A 26,318-nucleotide genomic window follows, 5' to 3' on the forward strand; every position below is an offset into this window, starting at 1 on the left:
CATATCAGGTACAGCTTAGGCAAGCACTTTAGCTACAACTTTTGTACTAGCCTGCGCCGATACCCCCTTTTAGATGATTAGGTTGCTGCACCTTAGCGGAAATAAGCAGGCCTTTACCCTGCTATTTCGCTGCTTACTTCCCATGCCGGTTTCTACGTTTCGCTTTATGCCTCTACCCGAAACTCTTTGTTAAGCTCACTGATGCCTAAGCCGCTTTTTTTGGTGACTTTAAGTTGCACCGGAATACGCTCTTTCATGGCTTCGATATGGCTTATTACCCCTATCGTTTTACCGGTAGCATTTAAGTTATCCAACGCGTCGAGGGCGATATCCAGAGTTTCCGCATCCAGGGTGCCAAAGCCTTCGTCTAAAAACAGCGAATCGATACTGGTTTTATGGCTCACTAAATCAGATAACGCCAGTGCTAAGGCTAAGCTCACCAAAAAGCTCTCACCGCCCGATAGCGTTTTGGTATCGCGTATCGTATCGGCCTGCCAGGTATCCAATACTGATAACTCTAAACCTTCGGCATTTTTGCGACTTAGCGCATAGCGCCCGTGTAAGCGCTCCAGCTGTTTATTGGCTAAATAAATCAGGTTATCCAGCGTTAAACCCTGGGCAAATTTACGAAATTTATCGCCTTTGGCGGAACCGATTAAGTCATTCATCGCGTCATAGTCACCAAAGGCCAACTCTGCTTTGGTGATCTCGGTGAGCAGTGCCGCATGTTGTTGCCGGCGCTTCGCATCTTCCTGAAGCTGTTGTTGCATTTCGCCCAGGCGCTGCAATTTCTGTTCGCGCTGTTGTTGCAGGTTATTGTGCTGCTGCGCCACCTCATCCGTTACTTGCTGCTGCCAGTTTGCGGCCTCAGCATGAGCCATTAGCGCCGCAAGCTTGCTGCTGGCCTGCGACAGTAGCGTTTGTGCGGTGGTTTTTGCTTCAGAGAGCTGCTGTTTTAGCTGCGTTAAGCGGCTACGCTCCTCTGCTGGCAATAACGCCGCTAAAAAGGCCTCATTACTGCTAAACTGCTGTGCTTCACGTTGTTGTAGCCATGCTTGTCTTTGTTCAGCAAGCCTGGTTTGCTGCTCGGCGGTTTTACTTCGATTAAGCGCCATCGCCGTTTGGTTTTGTTGCTGCGCCTGCTCGGCCTGGCGTAACAGCTGCTGAGCATGAGACAGGTGCTGCTCGGCCTGTTGTACGCGCACGGTAAAGGCCTGCGTTTCGTCTTTTACCACCTTATTACCGTAAAGTGCCTGTCGCTCGGCAGTTAGGTTAGTCAGGCTTTCTGTTAAGCGGCTAAGCTCTTGTGCCAGGTTTGCCGCGTTTTGCTCTGCGGCTTGCTGTTGTGCGCTCAGGCCAGCCACCTGATTCTGCTGTTCGGCAAGCTGCTGCGAGAGTTTTTGTCCTTGCTGCTGGTATTGCTGATAGCGCGTTAAATCTTGTGTTTTTTGTGCTAGCCAACTGGCCAGCTCCGGCAGGCTTAGGGTGTTGTTTAGGCTAAAGCCTTGCTGCATGATATCTTGCACAAGTGCCGTTAAGGCTGCCGCACTTTGTTGCTCTAACTTACTAAGCTGTTGCTGCAGCCGGCTTAACTCAGCTTGGGTGCTGTGCTGTTGCTGCGCAACTAATGCCAGTTGATTCGTCAGCGCCGTATGGGTTTGCTGCTTAGTGTTTAACGCCGCCTGCGCCTGAGCTAGCTGTTGCTGTGCCTGCAATAGCTGCGTTAAATGTGCGTTATCCAATTCGATGGCCTGCTGCAGCGCTGTATTAAGCGCGGTCATTAACTCGGGTTGTGGCACAAGCGCCCGGGCGCCCTGCTCGTCTGCTTTGGCTAACTGCTGCAGTATTAAGGCAGTCTCCGAAACGACATGCTGTCCCTTGCCTGCAATCGCTGCTTGCCAGAACGCCAGCAGCGCTGCCGGTAAATTCAGGCACCAGCTACTAAATTGTTGATAGAGCTCAGCGATTTTTTCCTGAGCTTGCTGCTCGCTTGCTACTAATAAGCTTTGCTGCTGTTCAAGTTTAGCAATATTCAGCGTGGTGGCGTGTAACTGGCCTGTCAGGCTGTCTAACTGTGCTTTGGCCTGCGCTTGCTGCTGAATAATTTCCGGTACCGCAATACTGTGTGCTCGCATTGGATGCTCAGTGGCGCCGCACAGTGGGCAGGCTTCTCCGTCACAGAGTTGTTGCCGATAGCTGGCCAGCTGGCTTTCTGTATCAATAGTTTGCCCGAGGCTATGAACAAGCTGCTTGGCCAGATCTCCCTGAGCAGTTAATGCCGCTTGCTGGGTCACTAATTGCTCAGCTTGCTTCTGATAATCCTGGGCTTGTCGCTGATAGCCGTTTTGCTGCTGCGCAAGTTGGCCATAAGCCTGCTGAGTGCTTTGTGCATATTTTACTGCATCAAGCCAGGTTTGCTGTTGCTTTAGCCGCTCTCGGATCTGAGTTAAATCGCCTTCTTGGTGCAGCGCAGACAGCTGCTGACTAGCCTGCTCAGCCGCTTGCTGGGCCTGACTAAGCTCTGTTGACGCTTGCTGAGCTTGGGTAGTTAAAGCAGTATGTTGATGCTGTTGTTGGTTAATTTGCTGCTCCAGCGTTGGCAACTGTGCTTTTACGGCTTGAATATCATGCTGTTGCTGCTGCAAATACTGCTGCTGTTGCTGCCAGGCCGGTAACAGGCTTACTAAAGCACCATCGTGCTGCTGTTCGGCTAAAAATCGCTGTGTGCTTTGCAGCTGTTGCTGGGTAACGGATAACGCCTGACTTAAACGACTATGGTCTAAAGTTAACTCAGATAGCTGCTGCTGGCTTTGCTGCTGATGCCGCTGCGTTTGCTTAAGCTGCTCATTCATAGCTTGGATCTGGCTATCCAGCGGCAATACCTTATCCATAATCAGCAGATCATGCTGGTGCTGTGCCTGGCGCACTTGGTTAAATTGCTGCTCAGCTTGCTGTTGCGCCTGTTGTGCCTGGGCAACATTTTCGCCTAGCTTTTGCTGCTGCGCGATTAATTGGCTGGCTTCGGCTTGTAAGGCGGCAAGTTGTTGCTCTGCCTGCTGCAATAAATGCCAGGGCGTACGCAGTATTTCTGCGGGCTCGCTTAAACTTAGGCGGTTTAGATCCGCTGCAGCTGCCCGCTCTGCTTGCAGTGCCTCAGTCACTTGCTGCCGGGCACTTGCTTGCTGACTAAGCAGCTCTTGTTGCTGCTGATACCAATTAAGTTGTTGTTGCAGCGCTTTGAGTTGTTGCTCTGCTTGCTGGTTGGCAGTGATTAAGGCTTGGCGGGCATCCTGCAGTTCCTGCTGCTGTGCTTCACTTAACAGTTCAATATGCTGGGCTTGTTGCTGCAAGGCTTGCAGCTGTTGTTTAGCTGCTGTGTAACGCTCGTACACCCGCTGTGAAATAAAACCATAAATTTCAGTACCAGTTAGCTGCTCTAATAACCCGGCGCGCTCTGCTTCACTGGCATTTAAGAATGCAGCAAAAGCACCTTGCGATAACAACATGGATTTTGTAAAGCGGCCAAAATCCAGCCCGGTTAAACGCTCCACTTCATCTAATTTGGGCTTAATCTGATTGGCCAGCACTTTACCGGTGGCAACTTCCGCTAATTCTACTGCAGCCGCCTGCAGCTGCCCGTCCACATTATTTCTGGCACGACGCATGCTCCAAAACGCGCGATAAGCGATACCTTTTACTTCAAATTCCACTTCTGCCAAACACTCGGCGGTACCGCGGCTCATAATTTCATTATTGTTATTATTAATGGCGCCCAGGCGCGGCGTTTCGTGATAGAGCGCGAGGCAGATCGCATCTAATAAAGTGGTTTTACCGGCCCCGGTTGGCCCGGTGATCGCAAACAGGCCACTGTCGGCAAAGGGCGCGGCAGTAAAGTCGATTTTCCACTCACCTTTTAACGAGTTCAGGTTTTTCAGGCGTAGGGTTAAAATCTTCATACGTTAGCCTCCTGTTCGTGCAAGCTGGCAAGGGTTTGCGCAAAATGCAGGGTTAAGCGCTCTGGCTGCTGTGGATCCTTGGTAAAATCTTGCTGTGCCAGGCGTTTGGCAAATACTTCTTCTGGAGTAAGCTCAGTTAAGGTGCGCTCGGCCGTTTTAGTGGTGTCAGTCTGCACGTTCTTGCGGCTGCGTTTAACTTGCAGTACCTCTACGGGTAGGTCTTGTGTAAGTTGCTGGATCTTTTGCTGGATATCACTTAAAAAGTCCTGCCCTGTTACTTCAATGCTGAGCCAAACTGCCACGCCGCTATGGTCAGCATACTGCTGCAAGGACTGTTCTAATGCCATCAGATCGCCTTTTAACACGGCTAAAGGCTGAAATGTCGGCACTTCAAGTAAGTCCAGCTGCAGTGTTTTATTGGTAGTAAATTCCAGCACATTGACTTGTTTTTTATGCGAAAGCTCATCGAAGCTTAGCGCAATGGGTGAACCCGAATAGTAAATGGGTCGATTTTTACTTACCAGCTGTGGCCGGTGAATATGGCCAAGCGCAATATAGTCTGCTGGCGGAAAGGTGTCGGCTTGCAAGCCATTTAAGGTGCCGATATAGATTTCGCGTACACTTTCGGAAGCTGTCACCCCCACGGCAGCCAGATGACCAGTGGCAATAATCGGTACCCAATTGGGTAGTGCGGCCTGTTGTTGCTGTGCTTCTTCGTAAAGCCGCTGATAATGCTGTTTGATCGCCAAGGCCAGGGCCTCGCGCTTTGCATCGGCGCTGTCACCGGCGTTACTTTCCAGTATATCGCGGGCCCGAATAAAGGGCACGGCACAGAGGATCGCGCCCACTTCGCCGGCACGGTTACAAAGCGGGATCACCTGCTCTGCCGCATCTTCACTGGTATTGGCGACAACATAGGCATTCAGTTGCTTTAATAGCGATTTGGTTTCGTTAAGCACTGAAACAGAGTCATGATTGCCACCCAGCACTATTAAATTACAACCGGCTTTATGCATATCTACCACAAACTGGTTATACATCTCACGGGCATAACTGGGCGGTGTAGCGGTATCAAAAATATCCCCGGCCACAATAACCGCATCAATTTGCTGTGCGGTAATCTGCTGCAGTAGCCAGTCTAAAAATGCCTGATGCTCCGCTTTGCGGCTTTTGGTGTAAAAATTCTGGCCTAAATGCCAGTCGGAAGTATGGAGGATTTTCATGCTGCAGTTCCTGTGCGGTTAATCACTGGTGAGTCTAAAATAGGCCTACGACAAAATGTGACGAGCAAAATGTGGTTTAGCTAAAACGTTATGCAGATACTACCGGATAACAAGATGGTTAAGTGCTGATTTTAGGGATATTTTAGTCTTTTCATTTGTTAAGTCAGCCATTAAGATGACGGCAAAGTGGATTTGCAAGGAGTCAGCGATGCCATCAAATAAAAATAACGCCTCGATAAGCCGCCAGTGGGAAGTGCTAAAGATGATCCCCTCGCAAGGAAACGGGATTAGTGTTAGCGATATTCATAACAAACTGGCTGCCGCTGGTTTTGAGGTGACCCGCCGCACAGTGGATAGAGATCTGATTGATTTGTCGATCCCCTTTCCCATTTATTGTAATAAAGAAGGCAATGCCCAGTATTGGCGCTGGATGGAGGATAAAACCAGCCATATCCCTGGCGTAAGCGTTGCTGATGCGATGATGTTACAGCTGGTTGAAGGCACTTTAAAAACTATCCTGCCAGATACTATGCTGCAAGGCTTAAAAGATCGCTTTGCTTTGGCTAAACGCAAAATTGATGCGTTGGATGGCAGCAACAGCAAAGGCTTGTTGGCAGATAAAATTGCCGTGGTCTCACCCGCTTTACCCTTAACGCCACCTGCAACGCCGGCTGAGCATTACGAAGCGGTGCAACAGGCGATGACCGAGGGCAAACAATTGGCTGCGGTGTATACGGCAATCCACGATCAGGTACAAAAAGAGTATCAGATTAACCCGCTGGGGTTGGTACAACGCGGCCATATTACCTATCTGGTGGCGACCGTTGGTGACTATAGCGACCAGCGTTTATTTGCTTTGCATCGCTTTAATGCCTTAACACTAACCGATACGGCAATAAAAATACCTGATGGCTTTTCACTGGCGCAGTATATTAACGCAGGCGCTTTGCAGTTTGGCAGTGGTAAAGCCATTCAGTTAGTGGCCCGGGTTAACCCGCATCTGGCCAAGATTCTGTATGAAGCGCCGTTAGCAGAAGATATGAAGCTTACCCCAGCTGCCGACGGCTGGTTTGAACTTAGCGCCAGCGTTATTGATGGCTGGCAGTTGCAGTGGTGGATTTTATCCCACTCTTTGGCTATTCAGGTGCTATCTCCACCCGAGCTTAGGCAGGCAATTGTGGATAAAATCCGCGGCGCCGCAGCGCTTTACGCTGAGGATTAGGCGTCCTTGCCTGAGTTAATCTGGTTATTGCAAAAAACCTATCCCTTTGCTTTCAGTCTGGTGCTGAGTTTTTAACGCCACATCGGTCAAGAGTGCTGTTACAAACTGTTGCGCACTGGCAAATGGCTGAAACCGTGCCTGCCGGCGTATTGCATTAAAGTCACCAGGGGTTAACACGCTGCTGCTAGCGACACGTTGCAAGCTTGTATCACAAACATTTAAGCCTAATTGCTGGCAATGAGCCTGCAATAACTGCTGCGCCTGTGCCGGTTTTAAGTAACTAAAGCAGGCTTTTAGATCAAAGCGCCGCAGTGCCGCCTGATCTAAATTGTGCATCAGGTTAGTGCTGGCAATAAAGAGTCCGTCAAAGCGTTCAAGCTGTGTGAGTAACTCATTAACCATACTCACCTCCCAGCTTTGCCGTGCCTTACTGCGATCCTGTAAAAAACTATCCACTTCATCAATAAGCAAAATAGCCTGCTGCTTTGCCGCCTGATTAAAAGCTGCCGCCACCGCCATTTCTGTTTCACCAAGATAGGGGCTTAACAGATCCGAGGCGCGTTTAATAATTAACGGCTTAGCCAGTTGTTTGGCCAGATAATGCGCAAAGGCAGTTTTACCGGTACCCGGTGGGCCATACAAACATAAGCGGCCAGAGCCCTGCATCTTTAAACCCTCAACAATCACGCTCAAATTCGCTTCAGTATTAATTAAGCCTGGATCGTACACATCACCTAATTCCTGGCCCTTAGCAAAGGGTAGCTGATGCCCCTGCGCGGATAAGGTTTGCTGCATCACGCGCTGCAGTAGCGTCGCTTTATCATACTTATCAGTATCAAGCTGAATGCTTTGTACCACTTTACTGGCACGATCGATTACTGCTGGCGTTAGCCTTGGGTGTGCCGCCAGCTGCATGGCAGCATTAGGCGTTAAGATGCCACCTGCAGCCTGATGCAAAAACTCAGCGCGTTGTGCTTGTGGTGGTACTGGCATTTCAATAACCAGATCAAAGCGGCGGATAAAGGCCGGATCAATAATCTGATGATTGTTGGTTAACCATAAGGTCGGAACCGGGTTTTGCTCCAGCATCCGGTTTAACCAGCCTTTACGCTGCTCAGACTGACGGGCAAACGGATTTTGGATAAACACATCCTCTACCTCATCAAATAGCAACAGGCTTTGGGTATTGGCCAAACAACGCTGTGCCAAGCGGTATGCGCGCATTCTGGCATTACCGGCGATGGCATCGCCATCATCACACTGGCAACTTACTTCATGTAAAGTGACATTGAGTTGCTGTGCCAATAACCGCGACAGTTCGGTTTTACCGGTGCCAGGTTGACCATACAGCAGGATATTCACCCCGGCTTTGCTGGTCGCTACGCTGTGCTGCAAATAAGGTAATAAGATATCCAAGTCTTGTTGCACATGGGCAAAATGCTCAAGCTTAAGAGTAGATGCCGGCGCTTGCTGAATAATTTCTTTAAAAAACGCCGTCGGTTCGGCGTTGTCAGATAGCAGTAATTCACTGAATTTCTGACTCAGAAAGTCAAAGCAATCGGCAATGGTGTTACCAAAACTGTGAATTTCCAGCTCTAATATGCCGGTGGTAAGTAAGGCTGATTTATCGCTTAAGGCCATTTTGATATCAGCTAGCGGTAAATTTAGCGCCTTCGCTACCAGCTTACACAGGCTACTCAGATGCTTAACCCGAATCATCTCGCAGAGGTTGTTAACGATTTGCTCGGTCTTGACCAACGCCACAAAGATCAGCACCTGTTGCTCAGTGTCGTTTAAACCAACCAACTGCGCGAGTTGTTGCGCATTACTGCGTAATGACAACGGAACGCCCTGTTCAACCTGCCGCTCCAGTACTTTGATTTGCTGCTTTAGATAGCGCTGCATCTGGGCTCGATCAAACTCCATCGCCTGATCCGGAATGCCTACGCTTTGTGCATCTTCGCGGTCCAGCTCGCCATCCTGATCAAAGAACCGGCTGAGTACATTACACTCCAGAACTAAACGATAGTTCCACAACAAGCCAATCGGCAGATGCTCAAAATTGGCTGCTGCATCTAACTCTGGCTGGTGACGACGTGGTTTACGCTTTGCTATCGGCATAGTGGCACTCCTCTGTAATGGAGAACCAGTATGCCGGGTAGCTGCGACAAATTGCGTCGAGTAAAAATTAGCGATGAGCTTTTTGTTGTGTTTTTTAAACTGGCGGCACCTTTGTCCGGTTTCCCGCATAACGTTGACTGTATTACGTTGCTTTAAGATAAGCTTTTATGCCACAACCTAACTAAGCTCGACACATCTTGTCGCAGGCACACTTTACACTTGGGAGTTGCTACGAAATCGCCCGCCAGGAGAAATGCCGATGCCAGAACCGATGCCATCCGTACCCAAACTCAAAGTGCTCAATGTTGAACACTACCGCAATATTTACTTCTGCGGTGATATTCATGGCCGTTTTGACTTGCTTGAACAGGCATTACATACGCGTCAGTTTGACCCAAGCAGCGATCTGCTGGTGCTGGTAGGTGATTTAATTGACCGTGGCGACTATTGCCCGCAAGTAGTTGATTTTGTTTTGGAAGGCTTAGAAAGAAAATACATTGCAATGGTAACGGGTAACCACGACCATTATCCAGTGGGTGATTACAATTACTGGATGCAGAATGATGGCGACTGGTTTGACCGCCTAAAAGCCTTTAACCGCGATGAAGCCAATACCGTGCTTACAAAATTACACCACTTGGCAGCTGAGCCATTGGCGCTGGAACTTATCACCTCAGATCTACGTATCGGTGTGGTACATGGCGATGTGCCAGATAATTGCTGGCAGCGTTTACGCAATTTAGCAAATGATACCGAGTTGAGTAACCAAACTGAGAAAAATGCGGCTGGCGAGCCGCGTTGGCAACGATGCTTACTTTCTGGTCGTGGGATCTTAAAAGCTAAACAATTAAATGACTTAGCAAGGTTACGCGTATCCAATATCGATTACGTGGTATCCGGCCATGTGGTGGTAAGAACCCCAGAATATATTTGCAACCGCGTCTATATTGATACCGGGGCATACTATACCCACCGGCTAACGGTAATAAGCTTACCTGAGCTGCTAGCTGGTTTTAATGCAGCTACCGCTAACCTTGCTTAATAATGGGAATACGCTATGACGATTATTAAGCATTTTAGCGATACCTCGCCTTTACCGTTAAACCAAGATTACAGCAGTTGCTTAACCGATAATTTGGTGGAGCAAGTGTATATTCAGCAGCGCGAGCTTAAACATTTAGACCTTTATCAGGTTAGCGCATTGCAAACATTAGCGTTGCATTGCCCTGAGCCTGCCGAGCGGCACGTACGGGTACAGGGTGCAACTGCGTTAAAAACTATGCAACTCAGTGGACATAACGAGAATCGTTGGGTGGTGCATCTTGATTTACCGAATTTTCCACATGGCTTATCCATCGAAGCCCCATTAGCGCATCTGGATATGTGCTGGCTGCAGGATAACGAGCTGCTTACGCTCACCCCGCAGATTAAAGCGGCCTTGTTTCATGAAGTAGTCTTTTTTGATTTAAGCCAAATGACGGTAAGCGATTTTTCTGCCTTGCAGGAATTGCCAGACCATAGCTTGGTGGTGTGTTACGGGGGCTATCAACAAGCGGTTGTGCCTACTTTTGCTAATATTGATCATCTGCTGTTTACCGATATTGCAGGGATCGATTGCCTAACGGTTAGTCAGGTAAAACATCTTGTTGTGCAACGGGCGATAGGCTTGCGCACTATTGCGGTATTAGAACCGGGTTTGGCACGCCTGCAACTACAACAGTGCCCACAATTTAGTCAGCTCACTGCGCCTGCTGATTTTAGCGCTGAGGAAGCGCAGTTAACTGATGCAGCGCATGGCAGTGTTGCTCTTTCCGGCCGCTGGCAAAGCGTTAAACTACGCCGTTGCGCGCTAACTGAATTAGCTGCCGTGCAAATTGATCAACTTCATGTCACCGATTGCCCTAACCTGCAACGGTTAGCCGTTGGCTCGCCGTTAATTTTTACCAACGGCATCTTTGCCCCGGAATTACTGGATCAGTCCAGTTTTTCTATTAACGAGGGCATGATTCGTGACACCCTACAAAAACTGACTGAGCATATGGATCAGGAGTTGGTTGAGGCATTGCTGCAACAGGCTCTTCGTCAATACAAGCCCTACAATGTTGGCCATGCCATTATGCTATTACAAGCCTTAGCCGAGCTTGACTACGATATTGAGAAATTATGGGAACTCAGGGCGGTCTTGCATCTTAAAAACCAACGTCGCCAGGTACATTTCCGGCAAGAGCCAACGGGCATTAAGCTATCAAACTGGCGCTGGAATATTAAGGTGGATCGTGTTTTTGAAAGTTATGAGGCTGATTTTTTGTTTTGGCTTAAAGCAAAGCGTAACGGCTTGCCAGAAGCAGACGATTTTATGCCCTTGATGGTACAGACGGCATTAACCAGCGAGCCGGTGGCTTTTTTTACCCTGTGTACCATGCTAAGTAGTGAGGCTGTCCATCTGTTGTTGGACGAGAAGTTGGATTTTCTGGCGGTAATGACGCAGAAAAAACTGGCACAAACTAATACCTGGTTAAATTTGAATGAAAACTTAGTACCCGGGTTAAAACGGTTATGTCATTATTTTAAACAGCTTAGCGCAACAGCAGAAGCCGATAACGCTGACCAGCAACAGCTGCTTAAAGAGCTGTTCCAATTTTTGCTGCAAAGCGTATCACCTAAATTGCTTAGCGGCATTTTACCTGCTGCCATGCGGGTGTTTCCGGAATATGTTCGGCCTAAGCTTTTAGCCATGGCCTATGACAGTAAATTACCCTTTATCACAAGATTTGCAGACGTTTCCTATGACAGTGTAAAGGTATGGTATACCAAGGCGGCACTGGCAAAATCTGCTTAATCACTTAATCAAAACGCCAGCTATCGTTATAATGCTGGCGTTTTTGGCTTAAGGTTTAACCATAATCGTGTATTCCACTATTCTATCCGGCTTATTGAAGATGCAGCACTTCGCCCCACTTTACCGGCGGCTCGCCATTAGGGCTTAGCACCCAAATGACCGGATATGCAGGTGCCTCGACTGGCGCATTGCCATAACCATCTGTAAAAAATATCAGCGCATTGGGTATGCCCACATGGTCCGGCTCGTCAGCGATATAATGAAATACCGGAGTAAAGCTGGTGCCACCCAACCCCTTTGCTTGCCACTTTGTTAGCGCCGGCAGATCAGATTTGTCATAAAAACTAACATCGGTAATGCTGGCATCGCAGCTTATCACCTGCAATTGTACCTGTTCAAAACCCTGTAAGATGGCAGTAAGCTCGGCTAAAAACTTTGGTAAGTCTTGTAAGGTGCTACCACTGGTATCAATGGCGAGTGTCAACCGCAGACACTGCCCTTGCCTGCCTGGCAAATATAAACCCTGGGCCAGATAGCGTCGGGCCGGTTTATGCCATTGATAACTGCCACTTATGGTGCGCTGAATAAAACGTTGCAATAAGGTAGGCCAATTCAGTTGTGGTTTCAGCGCATTTTTTATTACCTGTTGCACATCTGCCCCGAAGCTACCTGCAGTAATCCCAGTGACTTGTCCCGCTGCAGCGGTAAATTCGCGCCAACGTTCAACATCCATTTCAGCGGGGCTTTGTGGTCGAAAATCGGGGTCGATCTTAAATTCCTCTAAATCTGGCATACTGAGGTCAGGTTGATGTTGGTCAAACTGTGCTCCGCCAGCGGGTAATCGATTACCAGGCTGATAGTAGGTTTCTGTCCACTCGTTGTCCGGTAATTTACCCAACAAGGTGTAAATTTGCTCGGCAGATTTACCCCGATAATTCTGATCAAACAAAATATTATTGGGCAGATCATCACGTTTAAAAAAGTAGCTCAGGATGCCATTAATTTCATAATCACAGGCGAAATTCCACCGCTGTTGATCACGCTGTTGCTGGCGTAGAAAATGCCCCATTACGCAATGCCACACCTCATGTGCGATAACGAAACGGCGCTGTGGCGCACTGCATTTACGCATAAAATCCAGGTTAAAAAAGATATGCTGGCTGTCGGTGCAGGCGGTGGGCAGCCGATCATCCACCACCACCACCATGTTTAAACGCATGGCCAGCACCGCCACAAAAGGCTGGCTCAGCAACATATCCGATCGCAGTTGCGTTAACTCTTCTTGCATCTGCTGTTTATCCCGCAGTTCCAGCGCATTAGGATAGCGGCAATGAATACTGAGCGGCGCTGTCATATTGGTGCATCCTCGGCCAGGTTAGCCCCTTTACCCAAATTAACGTGCTGGCCGTGTTTATCAGACCACTGGCTAAACTTGCTATGCCCCAGCAGTAATTCGGTTCTTCTTTGCACTTCACTCTCTTTTGGATGCTGTAAACAATCTACTAATGCCAAGGTCGCGAAATCGGCGCTCATGGCAACGCCAATATCCAGAAAACGTCCGATTCGGGTGTCTAACATGGTATCTTGCCGCCAAAGCTGATGACTTAACGCTGAGCAGAAAGCAAAAAGCATATCTGGCCGCTCTGGGATCTCTATAGGCACTTTGCCGTTAAGCATTAAATCAATATCTGGCATCTCAGAGCGTGATTTTAAAAAGGCGATTAACTGATAAGCCGCCCCCGGCCCCACTAAACCACAGAGTATTTTTTGCAGCAGGCTTTCGCCTAATTGCTCACGCTGCTTGAGATAAAACGATACTTTCTCCCAACTGCGCGGGCTGGGCCAACCCCGCTCAACATCGGTTTCCATATCAAAAAAACATTGTGGTTGATAACGTAAAAAGGCAATCAGGCCATCGTCGAGTTCATGATTGCGTGCCCACAGCGTCCAGCTGTTTAAGTCAGCTTTAAGCTCCAAATGGCAAAACCGGTTCGCTAAGGCGCTAGACATGGTATAGGCCACTGCGCGATCGCCACTGCGATTCCCAGCCGCTAATACCAACCAGCCAGGGGGTAATTGGTAAAGATCACCCAGCCGCCGATCGAGAATAATCTCATAAGCTGCAACTTGCAGGCTGCGATCGGCCGCAGTGATTTCATCAAACAAAATAATGCCACGGCTGTTCGGATCGCGTGGCCATTCGCCACTGAGTAACCAGTCAACCTGATTACCGCGCACTACCGGTAAACCACGAATATCCACCGGCTCACGCTGTGCAAGCCGGATATCGATAAAACCAATCCCCTGTTTTTTGCACAGCTCACGAACGATAGTGCTTTTACCCACACCTGGTGGGCCCCATAGCATCACCGGCGCGACCAGCGATGCATGCTCAGCGTTTTCCAGCAACTTAAGTTGAAGCGATAGAAATTGTTGTAGCTCTTTTGGGGTGGTTAAGATCTGGCGATTTGCGGACATAGACACCTCTGACTAGTAGATAACCCAGCATAAGGCAGTGTCGCGACAAGATATGTCGCGCCATTACCGAAGTTGAAAAATCAATGAGATAAGAGTGAAAAATGATGTATAAGCAGCCAGGCTTTACCTTAGGCAAAGGCATTCAAGCACTGGCTTACTGCGCGAACTAGGTTAATGACGAGAGCAACGCCGCAAGCTGCGGGTTTGAATACCGGTAGCTCACAATTTTTACCTCTAAGGCGTAATCTTTATAACGAGTACAGGCTTGTTTAATCGCATTTAAGATCCACTGCGGTTGGTTACCAAAGGCGCCTCCGCCTAACAGCGTTAAATACAGCCGTTTATTGCCGGTGCGCTTTGCATTCACAACCGCTGCCGCAAAGGTTGCTTCATAGGCAGCTTCCAGAATTAAGCTTGCCAATGGCTGCCATAAATCATTGGAGTGGTAGCTATAAGCCACAGGCATTGCAGAGCAATAGGCTTGAGTAACCAAATGTGATGCCTGCTTTATCGTTACCTGAGTATCATATTGCAGCCCTATGCAAACCAGCTCTTTTAACTGCTGATATTCCGTTGGGTTTAGCCCTGCAAGCACCTTATTGATCAGAATAAGTTGCTGTTTACTTGGCAGTGCATACCCATTTTGCATTACCCAGGGTGACGTAATATTTGCATAGTCCGTTGCTGCCAGTTGACTGAAGTAACGCACCAATGCCTGCTCCAGCGAAGCAAGCATATTAAGCTGCTTATTGGCTGTTTGACCCAGCTGTTCGCCAACTGGTACAAAGTAATTGCGGTATATTAACCCCGCGCCGCAGGCAATGGCACAGGCAGGCCCCTGTGTTTTGTCGTTTTGATAGCGGGTAACACCCTGCTCCGGCGTTACATCTGGTGAGACCATCTCTAGTAGATTAAACTGCGATGCAACCTGGAATAAAGCACCGGCATTATCTGGGTTGGCATGCAATTCTTGTACATCCGCTACCACTTCTTCCAGCGACAAAACGCCGGTTACCACTGCATCGGTATGCAAAACCAACTGCGCCTGTTCGTTTAACTCCGCTAACGATGGGGTACTAAGTGTCCCTGCTTGCACCACCTTACCCGAGTTTTTAAACAATAGCTTGTCGCCTTGTATTGCAATCTGTTGATGTACCTGTGATGCATCCTGTTCAATAAAACCGGTTAGCTCTTCAAACCACATCCCACTCCCCCTGGTAAACCTTGATTAATATGTTCAGATTGTGCTGGCACAGTTTTAACTGCTGGCGAACTTAGCAAGCGCTTTATTACATTGTTCTTCGGCAAATGCGAATAAACACATTTCAAGAGCATAAAGAGGAATATTTGATAACGCTTTAGAACAGCTGTTTAGCAAGGTTAAGTAAGTTTGGTAGGTTTCATTTTTTGGAATGGCATCCCATCCAACAGTATGTAAAGCATTTGACTTGAAAGATGGGTGAAACACAAATCCCTGTTTTTTTGTTGCATGCCCGATAATATTATTTCGGCCAGAAACATAGTTAAACGTAAGTCCTCGCCGGACACCGTTTAAGAATTGAGAGGCATTTAAGCAAGCTGCCACTCTGGCATCGTAGATAGCGTATTGCTCTGGCGCTGCGATCGCAAAAATCTTTGAATAACTTGCAACTCCCTGCAGAGGCGTAATCGGTCTCTGGAGATCTGCCTGTGTTACGTATCTATCAAGTGTTTCAACTTTGTTTGCTCTGACGCCGCCCCAATCGGCCACCACAAACCTCGCCAATTCTTTTTTCTTCTCAAAGTCTGCACTTTTCCATTCCTTGTTTAAGAATTTTTTCAGTTCAACATTGGCGTCATAACCCGACAGTGGAGTGGAAGAAAACCCGTCAACAACGGGAATTTTCCAGGTATATTCATGCTGAAGTCGAGGTTGAACTTCCTCGTAAAAACCTAGAATTGCAGATACCGCTTCTTTCATTAATTATCCTTAATTACAGATTTCAGTTCTTTGAAACATAAACATAGTGACGCATCAGTACACCGGTGGCGGCACTAACGCCATCAAGGCATTCCCTTTTGCGATTTGACGACCACTGCGTAAATCCATGGTCATATCCATACCTTTATAGTATCGACCAATCGGCACGCCATCGGCTAGTCGAATAGTTTGATCGCCATTTGGCTCAGTATTGATAAAGGCGTATACCCGCCCGGCACCGTCACGTAACATCGTTCGAGACATAAATTTCCTCGTATGAGATAGGGCGAAGCCAAAAACAAAGTTAACTTAAGGATAGGTTAATGTTTAATTATTGACGGCAATCCTAATCCGGTATTTACATTTACACCATACTGTTTCAACATACAGTGTATGCAAAACAAGCATATCCGTTTTGACTCGATCGTTTTTAGTCGTTAGGCTGCGCGGATTAACCTGAAGGGAAGCAATTTAAAATGCCACAACATATTCAATACATTGATAAAATTTGTCGAGAAAAACAACGAGACGTGCTCTACCTCACTTTTAACAGTCAGGCTTTTACAACCCCCGATTGGTCCTCTTGGAAAAGTCGGCAAGACATTATCGACTGGCTCGATAAGAACCACATCAATCATGTCCCCTGCGGTGATGTTGCCAGTGAATATGAATTGTCGTCCTATAAAGGACAAATCTATGTCGATGTTCCTTTTGATGAATCTGATCCAGACTTTATAAAGTTAAGCCGCTTTCTGGAGTATCCGGATGGGAGCTGCAAATTCGAAGGTGTCACTTTTTGTTATCTACCCTTAGAGCATGCGATGAAGAACCAGCATCATGATGAACCTGGCTTTTGGGATGCATTGATGGAGGATTTTTAGTCAGTATATGGCTCCTTTGGAGCGGCAGGAACTCAACCCTCGACACATTCTGCCGCGCTGCGACGTTATGCTGCTTCTAAAGACGATACCGAGGATAAGTCATGGTCACAATTGAGCTGGAACGTATTAGTAACTTTTTACTCCTGCCCACTATAGCGGCTGAAGAAGACTACGTACTTACCCAAGGCCAGGATGAACTAAGCTGGTTTGTGTTAACCGCAGCTTACAACACGCAAATTTTACAACAACTTGCAGATCAGCTGCCCAATGAAGCTCAGTCACGTTTATTGCTTATGATGCAAGGTACCTTTTTACCGCTAGAGCGCCAGGGCAACCTGTTATTACTACCGCAGTTAGTCTGCAACGAAGATCGTAGGGCGCAATTCTATTTAAAGGTCGCACCAAACAAATAAAGCTTTGTTTACCTTTAGCCCAGCCTGGGTTCATATACCCCATTAGAATTGAGCTACCCACAAAGCTCACACTGCACATTAGCACTCACCAGCGTTAGCCATCGGCCGCAGCCACAATAAACTAGCATTGTCTGTTGCGCCCCGCTCCAATATCAGGCTCTGCAGTTGTTGCAACGCTGTGGCGCTATCAGCAACAGCAAACATCTCAGCTAACTCCTCTGGTGTAACCAGGTCATGCACACCGTCTGTGGTGAGCACAAATTGATCGCCGGTTTGCAAGGCGCCATCTGATACCGCAACAGTAAAATCAGCCGCCTCACTATCGGCAGCCAGATAACTGGTTAACGCCCGGTAGCATTGAGCCAGGCCGGTTTGTTGTTTTAGCTCTGCGCTATCATTCTGCCAGTCATGATCCTCACTCAGTTGTTGCAACTGACCATTTCGCAAACGCCAAATACGGCTATCACCGGCATTAATTGCCACAAAGCGCTCTGCGCTTAAATGCAATGCCGCTATGGTAGTTGCTGCCCCAAAACTCTGCCGTTTGCGGCCGAGCGTATCGACAAGATATTGTTGGGCCAGACTTAACTGCCTACTGGAAAACCCTGTACCAGGCCAGTGCTGTAGCAAATACTTAACAACGCTGGAGCTTGCTATAGCCGCTGCTGGGCTGGCAGATACCCCATCAGCGGCCAGCAATAAACTGTTTGGCGATGGCAGCTCCAGCACTTGATTAACTTGATCTTGCTGCAGTAGCATTGGCACCTCACCGGCAGCAGCATAGCCGAGAGCATCTTGCTGCGACCATTTAGCACCTGTCGCGTTAAAACCACTTAGTTGTAATATCGCCAGCTGGTAAGGCATTAACAGACTCCTATCATGACCAATTGCCAGCATATAGAACATTTGCGTCATATTGTGTCGCGATGGAAACATATGAGAACGCTGACATATATCAGCCACTCTTATTGTAAGGCCAACACGGTTTTCAAGCTTCCGGTGCTATTTTATTAAGTAGGCTTTCAATTCTTCCACTAACAACAATGCTTCAGCCTTTGTCAGGTAAGGTACTTTAATGGTTCTCGCCCAAAAAAAGCTTTTGCCCAGAAATTCACTGACTTTGGCGAACGGCATATAGGCCAAATTGTCTTGCCGGGATGGTACAGGGGTTAAAAACTCAACGTCACGATACCAAGTATCGCTGTCAGGCTTGTATACCTTACTTTTTACTTTAGCTGCGGCTACTACGCCACACCATTTGTGTGAGAAAAAAACAATATCACCCTCATGCACATGACTAGCAAAACGTTTAGCATCCCCATAAGCTTCGAGCCGCTTATTTTCCAGCATATGCCAGATGCCATTTTCATCGTAGGTACGGTTTGTATCGAATAGTACACCTTTAACATCTGCCGGGTTTTTATGCTTATCATATGGAGGCGCAAAAAACTCAAAGTATTTTTCACCTGCTAACTCGTAAATTCGATATGGCAGAAACTCTATAGATAGCCCATTTTTTCGCCAGTAATCCACTGAAGAAATTAACGACTCATCAGCTGCGCTGCCAATAATTATCAGATGTTGCTTTTGATTAAATTCTTTTGGCTCGAGGTTGTGCTCGAGTTCAAACGCCTCTTTGTGAGCATCAACCAGAGATTTCGTTTCGTCTTTAACATATTGTCTGAATTTACTTTCTAGCTTTTGATATGTCCATTGCCCAGCGTCCTCTGCATATCTAAGAGCTTGTTGCACTGCACTATAATCTGCAGCGCTGCGCTTTAACTCAAAAATGACAAGTTCTCCCAGCTCATTCAATGCATATATATCTGCTTCAGCCTGATATGACCGCTCTTGAAATACAGGCATCAACTTGGCATCTTCGAACAACAAATCTAAGATATTGTCAGCTATAAGATTTTCTAAGTCCTTTTCCAATTTTCCGAATGATGACAAATCTTTAAACTCAACAGGCTCAATACCTGAGATTTTGTAGCTGTCTTGCTCTAGCTTGTATAACATTAATTCTCCTAAACCATTTTGAAATAGAGTGAATAAACATTGCTTTTAGCATTAATTATTAATATTTGGCCAGCGCCTCAGTTAACTGCTGTTTGATATCCTCACGTAGATCAAAAGGAGCCAACACGGTTAAATAATCACTTTGCGACATCAACCATAAATTCAGCTGCCAGCCTTTATGTACCGTTGCTCTGATGTGGTAATCACCATTTACCAGCTGGTCGCAGCTCATGTCGGCTGAAAGTGGTGTTTCCAACAACAAGTTAGCTAATACTGGTTTTACCGTAAGTTCGAGCTTTATGGTTTCACCTTCGCTAAACTCCATCGCACCTTTAGCCAGATAGCCTCGTAGGTTAAACTCTTTAGGTATCACTGATGAGTATTCGGTTATTTCCACTTGCTGAAAACGATGAATGGCAAAACGTAGCGGGTCGCAATAAGGCTCAGCCGAGGCTATCAGGTAACTTATCTGACCACGCTGGATTAACCCTAGCGGGTTTAACCGATAATGTTTCACTGCACTCTGGTGCAAGGCATGATAACTAACGTCCAGCTGTTTATCCTCTAGCAACGCTTGTTGTACTTTTTGTAACAAGTCGGCGTTTATTTTGGGTGGTAACAATTGCATGCCGGCTGATACAGACGCAACCTTATTCGGCCAGCGTGCGCCGACATTCATCGAATCCAATGCTTTCAGTTTACTTTTTGCCAGATTAAAGCGGGCTTGCAAACTATCAAAAAGCGGTGTTGGCAATAACTGACGAAGTTGAGTTCGGTGGTGCCGGAATTTTAGTACATGCTATCGATAACAGTGCGCAAGCGTTCTACAAAAAATTTGGCTTCAAAGAATCAATTTTTGCCCCTTTAGTACTCATGGCAAGGATCTGCGATATCAAGAAATCATTGTCCATTGACTGAAATAACATCGCGCCTTAGACAAAGAAAGGTGGTCATTTGGGAAGTAGCCCCACCCAATAAGGAGCAGCGTCAAATTGCTCGGGCAAACGCAACCCCGGGCTTAATGGGATTTAAATAGCACCGTTTTCGTTCAGATAATGGCGAAGGTCGACAACCCAAGTATTGCTCATGATAAAAACCGTTTTAACGGGTAAAACTTAGGTTGGAGACTAACCTAGTGGCAAATCGAGCTTAAAATTCCGAATGATTCTTTCATCGATACAACTTCTTAAAAACTTATTCATTGCGGTCATATTATTATCCGCGTAGAAATCAAGCATTAAGGTGTTAAATTCTAGCTGACGCTTAGCTGGCACATTAATGATAGGATACCCATTCGCTAACAAAATACCGTTCATCATAAAACGGCCAGTGCGTTTATTCACGTCCCAGAAAAATTGTACTCGAGCCATTTGAAGGAAAGCTGTAATAGCCTTGTCGTAGATATCGACTTCGCTTTCAACCAGCTGCTCAATTTCACGCCATTTATCGTCTAACATCTCAGGCGCAGGAGGGGCATAATCAGAGCCAGCAATAGAAACATAGCCTGAGCGGAACTTTCCCCACTCTAACGCCTCTTCTTTTCCGGCGATATTATGAATTTGGATGGCAGTTACTTTATCAAATGTAAACCTATCTTGCTCAACTAGACTGAACAGATACTCCCAAGCTTTAGCTTGGTTAATTGCCATATTTTGATCACTGATGCGATGACCTCCCACCGTAATGCCATCAAGGATGGTCTGCACTTCCGGCAGAGTCATTGCTACACCTTCCAGGTTGACGGCATCACACACCAAAGCAGGTAAATCCCTTTTAGCAAGCTGTTTAGCTAAGGGCTTGTTGGGTTTCATATTCCACACTTTTTCAGTAAGCAGGTGCATGGCAATGTTTTCACAATGTTAGTAAGACTTGAGAAAGTATACACTTTTTACTGTTAAAGATCGTATGTAACAAGATTTGAAATCTATAAACGTGGAATAACGCCATGGAAGCGCTCAATATCCCCTTCTCCCACACCCAGTCTGACAAAATAGCCAGGCCAGTGCGTGTAGCAAGTTCGCCCTGAGCCATACGCTGAGCCCGCTGATGCTTAACTAACTTCCCCAATGACATCACAAACTGGTGTTGCGCACTCAGAATTTCTATTTTTTGCATTAAATTTTGCGCATTAGTTTTTAATGCACAACTTATTGCGCAAAAAACCAAAATGCCAACGTTTGTTTCAGAACATTATTATTACAGCCAGTGACAACGACCAGGCTTAATGCGACCGATCTTGTCGGCCTAGCGTATGCAAGATACGGTTCTTCATCGAGTGCCAATGATTTTTTGGTAAGGTTGGTGCCTGCGCCAGTATCGCGGCAAAGTCGATACTCTCAGCGGCACGTGCCGGCAGATGGGCAAAATAGATCTTGCTAGGTGCAAGGTCCTGCACACGCTGCAATGATTGCTTATATTGGTTCGGATGACACACCGGATATGGCGGTACCAGCCGTTTTTTAACCGATACGATTAGGTCAGCGATATACAATTGCCTGGTTGGCAGATGCAGCAAGGATAAATCATGATCGGTATGGCCCGGAGTGTACAGCACTTGCCACTCGGCAAAGCCTGGTATCTGCTGCCCGTCCAGTAATAACAAGTCTGGTTTTAACAGCGGGTTATACCAAATATGCCGCTTGGGCTTACCCAGCCTGGTAGCAACCCACCAGGTCAGGCTAACATCAATCAGATGCGCGGTGCGGCCCAACAGGCCACTATACCAGCGCCGTGCTTTGGGATGGCTGGCAATACGGGCGCCGGTTAAACGCCTGAGCTTATGTGCACCACCGGCATGGTCCGGATGCATATGGGTCACAATAATCAGCTTTAACGCCTCCAGCGGCAAACCCAATTGCTGCTGAATAAAATCCGTTACCGTAGCGATATCAGCACGACTACAACCATCGAGCAGCATTAAACTATCGTTATGCTGCACCAGATAAATATGCTGAATATAGCCCTGTAGAATATGTAACTGCATTAGAACAGATTTAGCCCGGCAGTAGCAACTGGTCCGACATTACAGAAATCAACAGCAATTTTCCAGCAGCAATTGCTTTTCAAATGCCAGTTTGTTTTGACTTAGGATCAAACCATTCTTGCTTGGCCAACCACTTCTCCACCAACTTCGGTACTTCCGTAGCCGCCTTTCCTTGTATAAATTGATAGCCGGCATCATTATCGGTGGCTTCCAGGTTAATCAGTACTTTTTCTGCTCCCTTGCGTGCATAGAATAGTAATGATGCAGCGGGATAAACTTGTAGTGAAGTGCCGACAACTAAAATTTTATCGGCACTGGCGATCTCTTTAATGGCAGGCTCCATGGCGGGTACCTCTTCGCCAAACCAGACAATATTAGGGCGTAGCGCTGAGCCATCAGCGGCGAGCTCTCCCACTTTTAATTCGCGCTGACCGATAACTTCAATCAGATTTGGATTTCTGCTGCTGCGCGCTTCATTTAATTTGCCATGCAAATGCAGCACCTTGCTCGACCCTGCCCGCTCATGCAAATCATCGACATTCTGCGTTACTACCACCACGTTAAAGGCTTGCTCTAACTTGGCAATGGCTAAATGCGCTGCATTGGGCTCGGCTTTCGCTGCTTGTATGCGCCGCGAATTATAAAAGCGATGCACTAATGCAGGGTTACGCGCAAAGGCTTGTGGGGTGGCCAGGTCTTCCAGAGCATATTGCTGCCATAAGCCATCGGGATCGCGAAAGGTCGCTAAGCCACTCTCAGCGCTGATACCAGCGCCACTAATAATCACGATTTTGGTTGCTTGTTGATTCAATGTACTCTCCTACTCATTAAATAAACGCTATATCAGACGATGGAGTTAATCGTGACGGCAGTCTTACCTCTTACTAAGACAAAATAAGTCGCAGTTTAGCTATTGTTGTTGGCTTCAGCGCTTCACTCTCGCTGTGATCGAATAAATGCCGGCTCATCAAAGTAATCATAATCGCCAAGCTGTAATGCCTGTTGCCGACGTCTGGCCTCGGCAGGTTGCCGCTCACTAATACGAATACCAAATACCTCCAGATGTACTCGCTCCATTAACTGCTGTACCTGTTGACGTGTACAAAGCTGTAACAGCTCACCAGCATGGATAAAACCCTGCGCACGCAGCCGCTGTTCGCTATTATCTTTACCAGCCTTACTGGTTTGAAAGATGTCACGAAATTGCGATTCCAGCGTAATTAAAAACAGATCCTGTTGCAGCATATTCATGGTCGCCTCCTGTAATGCGTTTTGGCATCCCTGCCCAAACTTACCTGTAATATTATCGGCATCATGCCCTGTCCTGTTCCGTGTTGGTGCATCCGGCACCTGCTCCTTTATCAACTGCATTACACACCAGAAGTGTTATCTGCAGCGACACATTACGTCCTGTTGCTACAGAATACGCCGTTACCAAAATAGCGCCACACTGTGTAAGTGTTCAGTGTATGTTTTTCAGGCAGACCATTCTATTTTTCAGGTATTAGCCTGCCAGGTAAAGTGCCTTTCCTGTTCGCTCTGGTTAAGATAGTTAGCTTGATCAAGCTGATTGACTGTCTGGTAAACAGGCATATTTACAGGAGCTGGGATGCATAACCTGAAAACTGAGTTACCAAACTGCCTGGATGACAGCGGCTGGCCACTTCGCTGGGAGCTGTTAATGCGTTACCGGCTAATCGAAATCGTCGCACTGTGGGAGAGTCGTTTAACCACTAAATATTTGTGCAACAACTTTGGTATTGCGCGCACTGGTGCAGGCTGCTCGCGATGGTAAAATAATCGATATGGGTTATATGTCGTTAAGCTCGCCGGATGAAGAGAGCCGGATAATCGCCTCTCATACTCTGGTATGCACACCACTGCGCTGGCATGTGCGTGCTTACTGTGAGAAAAATCGGGCCTTTCGCGATTTTGTGTTAAGCCGCTTTCGTCGCATTAATGGTCTGGAAGGTGACGCGGACTTTACCAAAGCAGATGATAAACGCTGGAATAACAAGATTGATATCGTACTGGTACCCGACTCCCGCCTGACGGACTATCAAAAAGCGATTATTGCCTATGATTACAATATGCAGGAGGGGAAACGGGTGTTCTCTGTGCGCTCAGCTCTAGTACCTTATGCCGTGCAGGCGCTAAACCTGGATCTGACTAAAATTGAAGCCCGGCCGCAGGCCCAACAATTAATGGTGGCGAATTTGGATGAGGTGCGTTGTCATGCTTTTTAACTATTCTCCGGCGGCGCTTCCCGCATCTGCCACGTTTGAACTTCGCCGTTGTGCTCAAGCAGGATCCGGGCGCGCCCATTTGCTTTAGCCTGATACAATAGTTCATCTGCCCGCTTGATTGCCGATTGCCAGGTACTGGTTTGCCCCTGTAAAAACACGGCGCCACCTGATGCATTTACCGTTATGTCGGCAAAAGGTGAATGCACAATAGCGCTATGCAGCTTAGCTTTGATCACATCCAGCCCCAACTCGTTGATCCGGCGAATAACCACTAAAAACTCTTCCCCACCCCAACGCACTAACAAATCTTCCGTTCGAAGCACCGCTTTTACTCGTTGGCTTACACTTTGCAACACCTGATCACCGACATCATGGCCGAACTGATCGTTAATACCCTTAAATTTGTCCAGATCGAACAGCACCAGCAAATCACCATGTTGTTCAGAAAAGCCCGCCAGAGCGCGGCGATTATAAAGTTGCGTTAAGGGATCGCGATGAGATAACTCTGTTAATTCCTGATTAGCCTGTGATAACTGCCGGTTAAGTTGTCGTACGTAACGGGCAGCTAACAAAGATAATGCAAGCGCAACGAACAGGATACTACTGAGCAGGATAACCCAATATTGATTGCGTTGTTGCTCAGCTATCTTCGCTTCGCGTAGCGCAGACTCCTGCTCTAGTAGTTGGATACGTAGGCTTGCTTCCTGAGCATCGTGTTGCACTTGCAATTCAGCCAGGGTGCGTTCACGTTCAGCCCGATGAGCGGTTTCACGTAGTTCCAGCTGCTGCCTCAACACACCCAATGCCCGCTCTAATCGCTGTGCCGTTTCATAAGCGTCGGCTAAATAATTTAGCATATCTGCCTGAGTACCGGGCGGCGCGACCTGGCTGAAATCAGCAAAGGCAGCTTCCATAATACTTAAGCCTTGCTCATAACCACCTTGTTTAACCATCACGTAACCCTGGTTAAAGCGCATTATATGCAGCTCAAAGCTATTATCTATTTGATGAGCTATTTCAATGCCTTGTGAGAAATATTGTTCCGCCGCGGCATACTGGCCAGTATGAAGTTTAAGGGTTCCCAGATTATTGAAGGCCAGCATTTGAGTGCGACCAACTGGCTCGCCGCGGACTGGCGTGGTCGCTTTTAAAAAGTCAGCCTCAGCGGCAGCGTTAGGCCCTTCGGTAACCTGGATCACAAAGCCCCGCACCATATGTAATTCCGGTAGATATTCTGTCACCCCAAGCCGGTTAGATTCTGCAATGGTTTTATCCAGGCTTTGTCGTGCACTGTCAAAGTGCCGTAAACGGGCATAGGTGCGACCGATATGCAGGTTAATAAACTGCCGGCGGCGCTGTTGCTGCTCATCTTGTATACTTGCAACCATCTCATGCGCACGCAGCAGATAAGTTAGGGCTTGTTCATAATCATGGAGCAAGTCATAACTGCGCGCGATGAGATGCAACCTGTGAAAATAAAGTTTGGGTTCCGCTATGCTCTGATCTTTTAGCTCGCCAAGGTAGCGCCGTAACGCGTCGCGATTTTGGGTATGGAGGTAGATTTCGCCCCGTGCATTACTTAACTCTGCAAGTGCATGCGGATCCTGCGCAATTTCCGGCTCATTTGACAAAGCATCAAGAAGTGCAATTGCCGCCGCCGGCTCATTATCCTGAATTGCCTGCGCTAAAGCTTGATAGGCTTTGGCACGAGCGAGCGTGGCGGTAGGGGTTTGATCGTTAAGCGCACGCAGAACCAAGCTTAACGCTTCACGATCACGCGCTAGCAGGTTTATTCCCAGAATGGTGTCCAGGCGTTGCTCAAGGCCTGGATCTCGTGCCCCGGCGTAACTGGCCGATACCTGGCCTGCAGCGCACAGCAACAACAAACTAAGTAAGACAATAACGCCTTTCTTCATCACGGCGACAACCAAACAGCTAATCCCACATACAATATAAGTTCAATTTAACTATATTGCT

The 26,318-nt window shown here is 47.5% G+C and carries 23 protein-coding genes and 1 pseudogene; 8 read left to right on the top strand and 16 right to left on the bottom strand.

The annotated features are described in order from the left end of the window. Window positions 1-164: 164 nt before the first annotated feature. Together AEST_RS09010 and sbcD are read right to left on the bottom strand one after the other, a co-directional pair. The gene (locus tag AEST_RS09010; protein WP_008608584.1) at window positions 165-3,956 is read right to left on the bottom strand and encodes an SbcC/MukB-like Walker B domain-containing protein; all 3,792 of its coding nucleotides are present in this window, start codon (window positions 3,954-3,956) and stop codon (window positions 165-167) included. Then, window positions 3,953-5,179 carry an exonuclease subunit SbcD gene (gene sbcD, locus AEST_RS09015; protein ID WP_008608586.1) on the bottom strand — a complete coding sequence of 409 codons (1,227 nt, stop codon included), beginning with the start codon at window positions 5,177-5,179 and terminating at the stop codon, window positions 3,953-3,955. The genes AEST_RS09010 and sbcD overlap by 4 nt, the downstream gene beginning before the upstream one ends. A 208-nt stretch (window positions 5,180-5,387) precedes the next feature. Between sbcD and AEST_RS09020 the strand changes: the two genes are divergently transcribed. Further along, window positions 5,388-6,401, top strand: coding sequence for a helix-turn-helix transcriptional regulator (locus AEST_RS09020; protein ID WP_008608587.1), 1,014 nt, complete (start codon window positions 5,388-5,390; stop codon window positions 6,399-6,401). A gap of 24 nt (window positions 6,402-6,425) precedes the next feature. On the opposite strand, the gene AEST_RS09025 is transcribed toward AEST_RS09020, so the two are convergent. After that, window positions 6,426-8,522: an AAA family ATPase gene (locus AEST_RS09025; protein WP_008608588.1), complete on the bottom strand. Its 2,097-nt coding sequence runs from the start codon at window positions 8,520-8,522 to the stop codon at window positions 6,426-6,428. Window positions 8,523-8,781: 259 nt separating this feature from the next. Here AEST_RS09025 and AEST_RS09030 point away from each other — a divergent pair, with 259 nt between their 5' ends. Next, window positions 8,782-9,564 (top strand): metallophosphoesterase, encoded by a 783-nt coding sequence (locus AEST_RS09030; protein WP_008608590.1) that lies wholly within the window; start codon window positions 8,782-8,784, stop codon window positions 9,562-9,564. Between the two features lie 15 nt (window positions 9,565-9,579). Continuing rightward, window positions 9,580-11,361, top strand: a complete 1,782-nt coding sequence (locus AEST_RS09035) for a hypothetical protein (protein ID WP_008608591.1) — start codon at window positions 9,580-9,582, stop codon at window positions 11,359-11,361. Between the two features lie 91 nt (window positions 11,362-11,452). Here the strand turns inward: AEST_RS09035 and AEST_RS09040 are convergent, their stop codons facing one another. The 5 genes from AEST_RS09040 to AEST_RS09060 all read right to left on the bottom strand — a co-directional run bounded on the left by AEST_RS09040 (window position 11,453) and on the right by AEST_RS09060 (window position 16,063). Next, entirely contained in the window at window positions 11,453-12,715 is a 1,263-nt protein-coding gene (locus tag AEST_RS09040; protein ID WP_008608592.1) for a vWA domain-containing protein, read from the bottom strand. Then, window positions 12,712-13,839, bottom strand: a complete 1,128-nt coding sequence (locus AEST_RS09045) for an ATP-binding protein (RefSeq protein WP_008608593.1) — start codon at window positions 13,837-13,839, stop codon at window positions 12,712-12,714. The genes AEST_RS09040 and AEST_RS09045 overlap by 4 nt, the downstream gene beginning before the upstream one ends. A 166-nt stretch (window positions 13,840-14,005) precedes the next feature. Then, window positions 14,006-15,043, bottom strand: coding sequence for a hypothetical protein (locus AEST_RS09050; protein WP_008608595.1), 1,038 nt, complete (start codon window positions 15,041-15,043; stop codon window positions 14,006-14,008). A 54-nt stretch (window positions 15,044-15,097) separates the two neighbouring features. Beyond that, window positions 15,098-15,799 carry a hypothetical protein gene (locus tag AEST_RS09055; protein ID WP_008608597.1) on the bottom strand — a complete coding sequence of 234 codons (702 nt, stop codon included), beginning with the start codon at window positions 15,797-15,799 and terminating at the stop codon, window positions 15,098-15,100. Window positions 15,800-15,853: 54 nt separating this feature from the next. Beyond that, entirely contained in the window at window positions 15,854-16,063 is a 210-nt protein-coding gene (locus tag AEST_RS09060) for a hypothetical protein (protein WP_238534582.1), read from the bottom strand. Between the two features lie 212 nt (window positions 16,064-16,275). Between AEST_RS09060 and AEST_RS09065 the strand changes: the two genes are divergently transcribed. Together AEST_RS09065 and AEST_RS09070 are read left to right on the top strand one after the other, a co-directional pair. Beyond that, window positions 16,276-16,680, top strand: coding sequence for a hypothetical protein (locus AEST_RS09065; RefSeq protein ID WP_039925323.1), 405 nt, complete (start codon window positions 16,276-16,278; stop codon window positions 16,678-16,680). 101 nt (window positions 16,681-16,781) lie between these two features. Beyond that, window positions 16,782-17,093 (top strand): hypothetical protein, encoded by a 312-nt coding sequence (locus tag AEST_RS09070; RefSeq protein WP_008608601.1) that lies wholly within the window; start codon window positions 16,782-16,784, stop codon window positions 17,091-17,093. 78 nt (window positions 17,094-17,171) lie between these two features. Here AEST_RS09070 and AEST_RS09075 read toward each other — a convergent pair whose 3' ends face one another. The 3 genes from AEST_RS09075 to AEST_RS09085 all read right to left on the bottom strand — a co-directional run bounded on the left by AEST_RS09075 (window position 17,172) and on the right by AEST_RS09085 (window position 19,866). Continuing rightward, the gene (locus AEST_RS09075; protein WP_008608602.1) at window positions 17,172-17,957 is read right to left on the bottom strand and encodes a PP2C family protein-serine/threonine phosphatase; all 786 of its coding nucleotides are present in this window, start codon (window positions 17,955-17,957) and stop codon (window positions 17,172-17,174) included. Window positions 17,958-18,095: 138 nt separating this feature from the next. After that, window positions 18,096-19,112: a PDDEXK family nuclease gene (locus AEST_RS09080; RefSeq protein WP_008608604.1), complete on the bottom strand. Its 1,017-nt coding sequence runs from the start codon at window positions 19,110-19,112 to the stop codon at window positions 18,096-18,098. A 58-nt stretch (window positions 19,113-19,170) separates the two neighbouring features. Then, window positions 19,171-19,866, bottom strand: a complete 696-nt coding sequence (locus AEST_RS09085) for a helix-turn-helix transcriptional regulator (protein WP_008608607.1) — start codon at window positions 19,864-19,866, stop codon at window positions 19,171-19,173. Window positions 19,867-19,886: 20 nt separating this feature from the next. Here AEST_RS09085 and AEST_RS17405 point away from each other — a divergent pair. Beyond that, window positions 19,887-20,030, top strand: a pseudogene (locus tag AEST_RS17405) (GNAT family N-acetyltransferase); the annotation flags it as partial. A gap of 209 nt (window positions 20,031-20,239) precedes the next feature. Here the strand turns inward: AEST_RS17405 and AEST_RS09090 are convergent. The 4 genes from AEST_RS09090 to AEST_RS09110 all read right to left on the bottom strand — a co-directional run bounded on the left by AEST_RS09090 (window position 20,240) and on the right by AEST_RS09110 (window position 23,466). Next, on the bottom strand, window positions 20,240-20,923 hold the full coding sequence (locus tag AEST_RS09090) for a Fic family protein (protein WP_237709266.1): 684 nt from the start codon (window positions 20,921-20,923) through the stop codon (window positions 20,240-20,242). A gap of 410 nt (window positions 20,924-21,333) precedes the next feature. After that, complete coding sequence (locus tag AEST_RS09100) at window positions 21,334-22,095, bottom strand: MBL fold metallo-hydrolase (protein WP_008608610.1); 762 nt, start codon at window positions 22,093-22,095, stop codon at window positions 21,334-21,336. A 79-nt stretch (window positions 22,096-22,174) separates the two neighbouring features. After that, window positions 22,175-22,906 carry an SIR2 family NAD-dependent protein deacylase gene (locus AEST_RS09105; RefSeq protein ID WP_008608612.1) on the bottom strand — a complete coding sequence of 244 codons (732 nt, stop codon included), beginning with the start codon at window positions 22,904-22,906 and terminating at the stop codon, window positions 22,175-22,177. 122 nt (window positions 22,907-23,028) lie between these two features. After that, window positions 23,029-23,466: a hypothetical protein gene (locus AEST_RS09110; protein WP_238534583.1), complete on the bottom strand. Its 438-nt coding sequence runs from the start codon at window positions 23,464-23,466 to the stop codon at window positions 23,029-23,031. Between the two features lie 238 nt (window positions 23,467-23,704). Between AEST_RS09110 and AEST_RS17410 the strand changes: the two genes are divergently transcribed. Together AEST_RS17410 and AEST_RS09115 are read left to right on the top strand one after the other, a co-directional pair. Further along, complete coding sequence (locus AEST_RS17410; protein WP_008608616.1) at window positions 23,705-23,890, top strand: BrxR family helix-turn-helix transcriptional regulator; 186 nt, start codon at window positions 23,705-23,707, stop codon at window positions 23,888-23,890. Between the two features lie 19 nt (window positions 23,891-23,909). After that, on the top strand, window positions 23,910-24,341 hold the full coding sequence (locus AEST_RS09115; protein ID WP_238534585.1) for a BrxR family transcriptional regulator: 432 nt from the start codon (window positions 23,910-23,912) through the stop codon (window positions 24,339-24,341). Here AEST_RS09115 and AEST_RS09120 read toward each other — a convergent pair. Continuing rightward, a complete protein-coding gene (locus tag AEST_RS09120) occupies window positions 24,338-26,257 on the bottom strand; it encodes a GGDEF domain-containing protein (protein WP_008608618.1) in 1,920 nt (639 codons plus the stop codon). The genes AEST_RS09115 and AEST_RS09120 overlap by 4 nt on opposite strands. Between the last annotated feature and the right edge of the window lie 61 nt (window positions 26,258-26,318).

The sequence above is a fragment of the Alishewanella aestuarii B11 genome (assembly GCF_000280055.1).
Classification (GTDB): domain Bacteria; phylum Pseudomonadota; class Gammaproteobacteria; order Enterobacterales; family Alteromonadaceae; genus Alishewanella; species Alishewanella aestuarii.

Bases quoted from the DNA above. Each gene is read 5' to 3' on its own strand.
- AEST_RS09055 (WP_008608597.1), bottom strand. From the start codon at position 15,799: ATGAAAGAAGCGGTATCTGCAATTCTAGGTTTTTACGAGGAAGTTCAA.
- AEST_RS09065 (WP_039925323.1), top strand. From the start codon at position 16,276: ATGCCACAACATATTCAATACATTGATAAAATTTGTCGAGAAAAACAA.
- AEST_RS09050 (WP_008608595.1), bottom strand. From the start codon at position 15,043: ATGTGGTTTGAAGAGCTAACCGGTTTTATTGAACAGGATGCATCACAG.
- sbcD (WP_008608586.1), bottom strand. From the start codon at position 5,179: ATGAAAATCCTCCATACTTCCGACTGGCATTTAGGCCAGAATTTTTAC.
- AEST_RS09090 (WP_237709266.1), bottom strand. From the start codon at position 20,923: ATGAAACCCAACAAGCCCTTAGCTAAACAGCTTGCTAAAAGGGATTTA.
- AEST_RS09045 (WP_008608593.1), bottom strand. From the start codon at position 13,839: ATGTCCGCAAATCGCCAGATCTTAACCACCCCAAAAGAGCTACAACAA.
- AEST_RS09110 (WP_238534583.1), bottom strand. From the start codon at position 23,466: ATGCAGTTGATAAAGGAGCAGGTGCCGGATGCACCAACACGGAACAGG.
- AEST_RS09035 (WP_008608591.1), top strand. From the start codon at position 9,580: ATGACGATTATTAAGCATTTTAGCGATACCTCGCCTTTACCGTTAAAC.
- AEST_RS09080 (WP_008608604.1), bottom strand. From the start codon at position 19,112: ATGTTATACAAGCTAGAGCAAGACAGCTACAAAATCTCAGGTATTGAG.
- AEST_RS09070 (WP_008608601.1), top strand. From the start codon at position 16,782: ATGGTCACAATTGAGCTGGAACGTATTAGTAACTTTTTACTCCTGCCC.
- AEST_RS09120 (WP_008608618.1), bottom strand. From the start codon at position 26,257: ATGAAGAAAGGCGTTATTGTCTTACTTAGTTTGTTGTTGCTGTGCGCT.
- AEST_RS09115 (WP_238534585.1), top strand. From the start codon at position 23,910: ATGTCGTTAAGCTCGCCGGATGAAGAGAGCCGGATAATCGCCTCTCAT.
- AEST_RS17410 (WP_008608616.1), top strand. From the start codon at position 23,705: ATGCATAACCTGAAAACTGAGTTACCAAACTGCCTGGATGACAGCGGC.
- AEST_RS09030 (WP_008608590.1), top strand. From the start codon at position 8,782: ATGCCAGAACCGATGCCATCCGTACCCAAACTCAAAGTGCTCAATGTT.
- AEST_RS09025 (WP_008608588.1), bottom strand. From the start codon at position 8,522: ATGCCGATAGCAAAGCGTAAACCACGTCGTCACCAGCCAGAGTTAGAT.
- AEST_RS09020 (WP_008608587.1), top strand. From the start codon at position 5,388: ATGCCATCAAATAAAAATAACGCCTCGATAAGCCGCCAGTGGGAAGTG.
- AEST_RS09075 (WP_008608602.1), bottom strand. From the start codon at position 17,957: ATGCCTTACCAGCTGGCGATATTACAACTAAGTGGTTTTAACGCGACA.
- AEST_RS09040 (WP_008608592.1), bottom strand. From the start codon at position 12,715: ATGACAGCGCCGCTCAGTATTCATTGCCGCTATCCTAATGCGCTGGAA.
- AEST_RS09100 (WP_008608610.1), bottom strand. From the start codon at position 22,095: ATGCAGTTACATATTCTACAGGGCTATATTCAGCATATTTATCTGGTG.
- AEST_RS09060 (WP_238534582.1), bottom strand. From the start codon at position 16,063: ATGTCTCGAACGATGTTACGTGACGGTGCCGGGCGGGTATACGCCTTT.
- AEST_RS09010 (WP_008608584.1), bottom strand. From the start codon at position 3,956: ATGAAGATTTTAACCCTACGCCTGAAAAACCTGAACTCGTTAAAAGGT.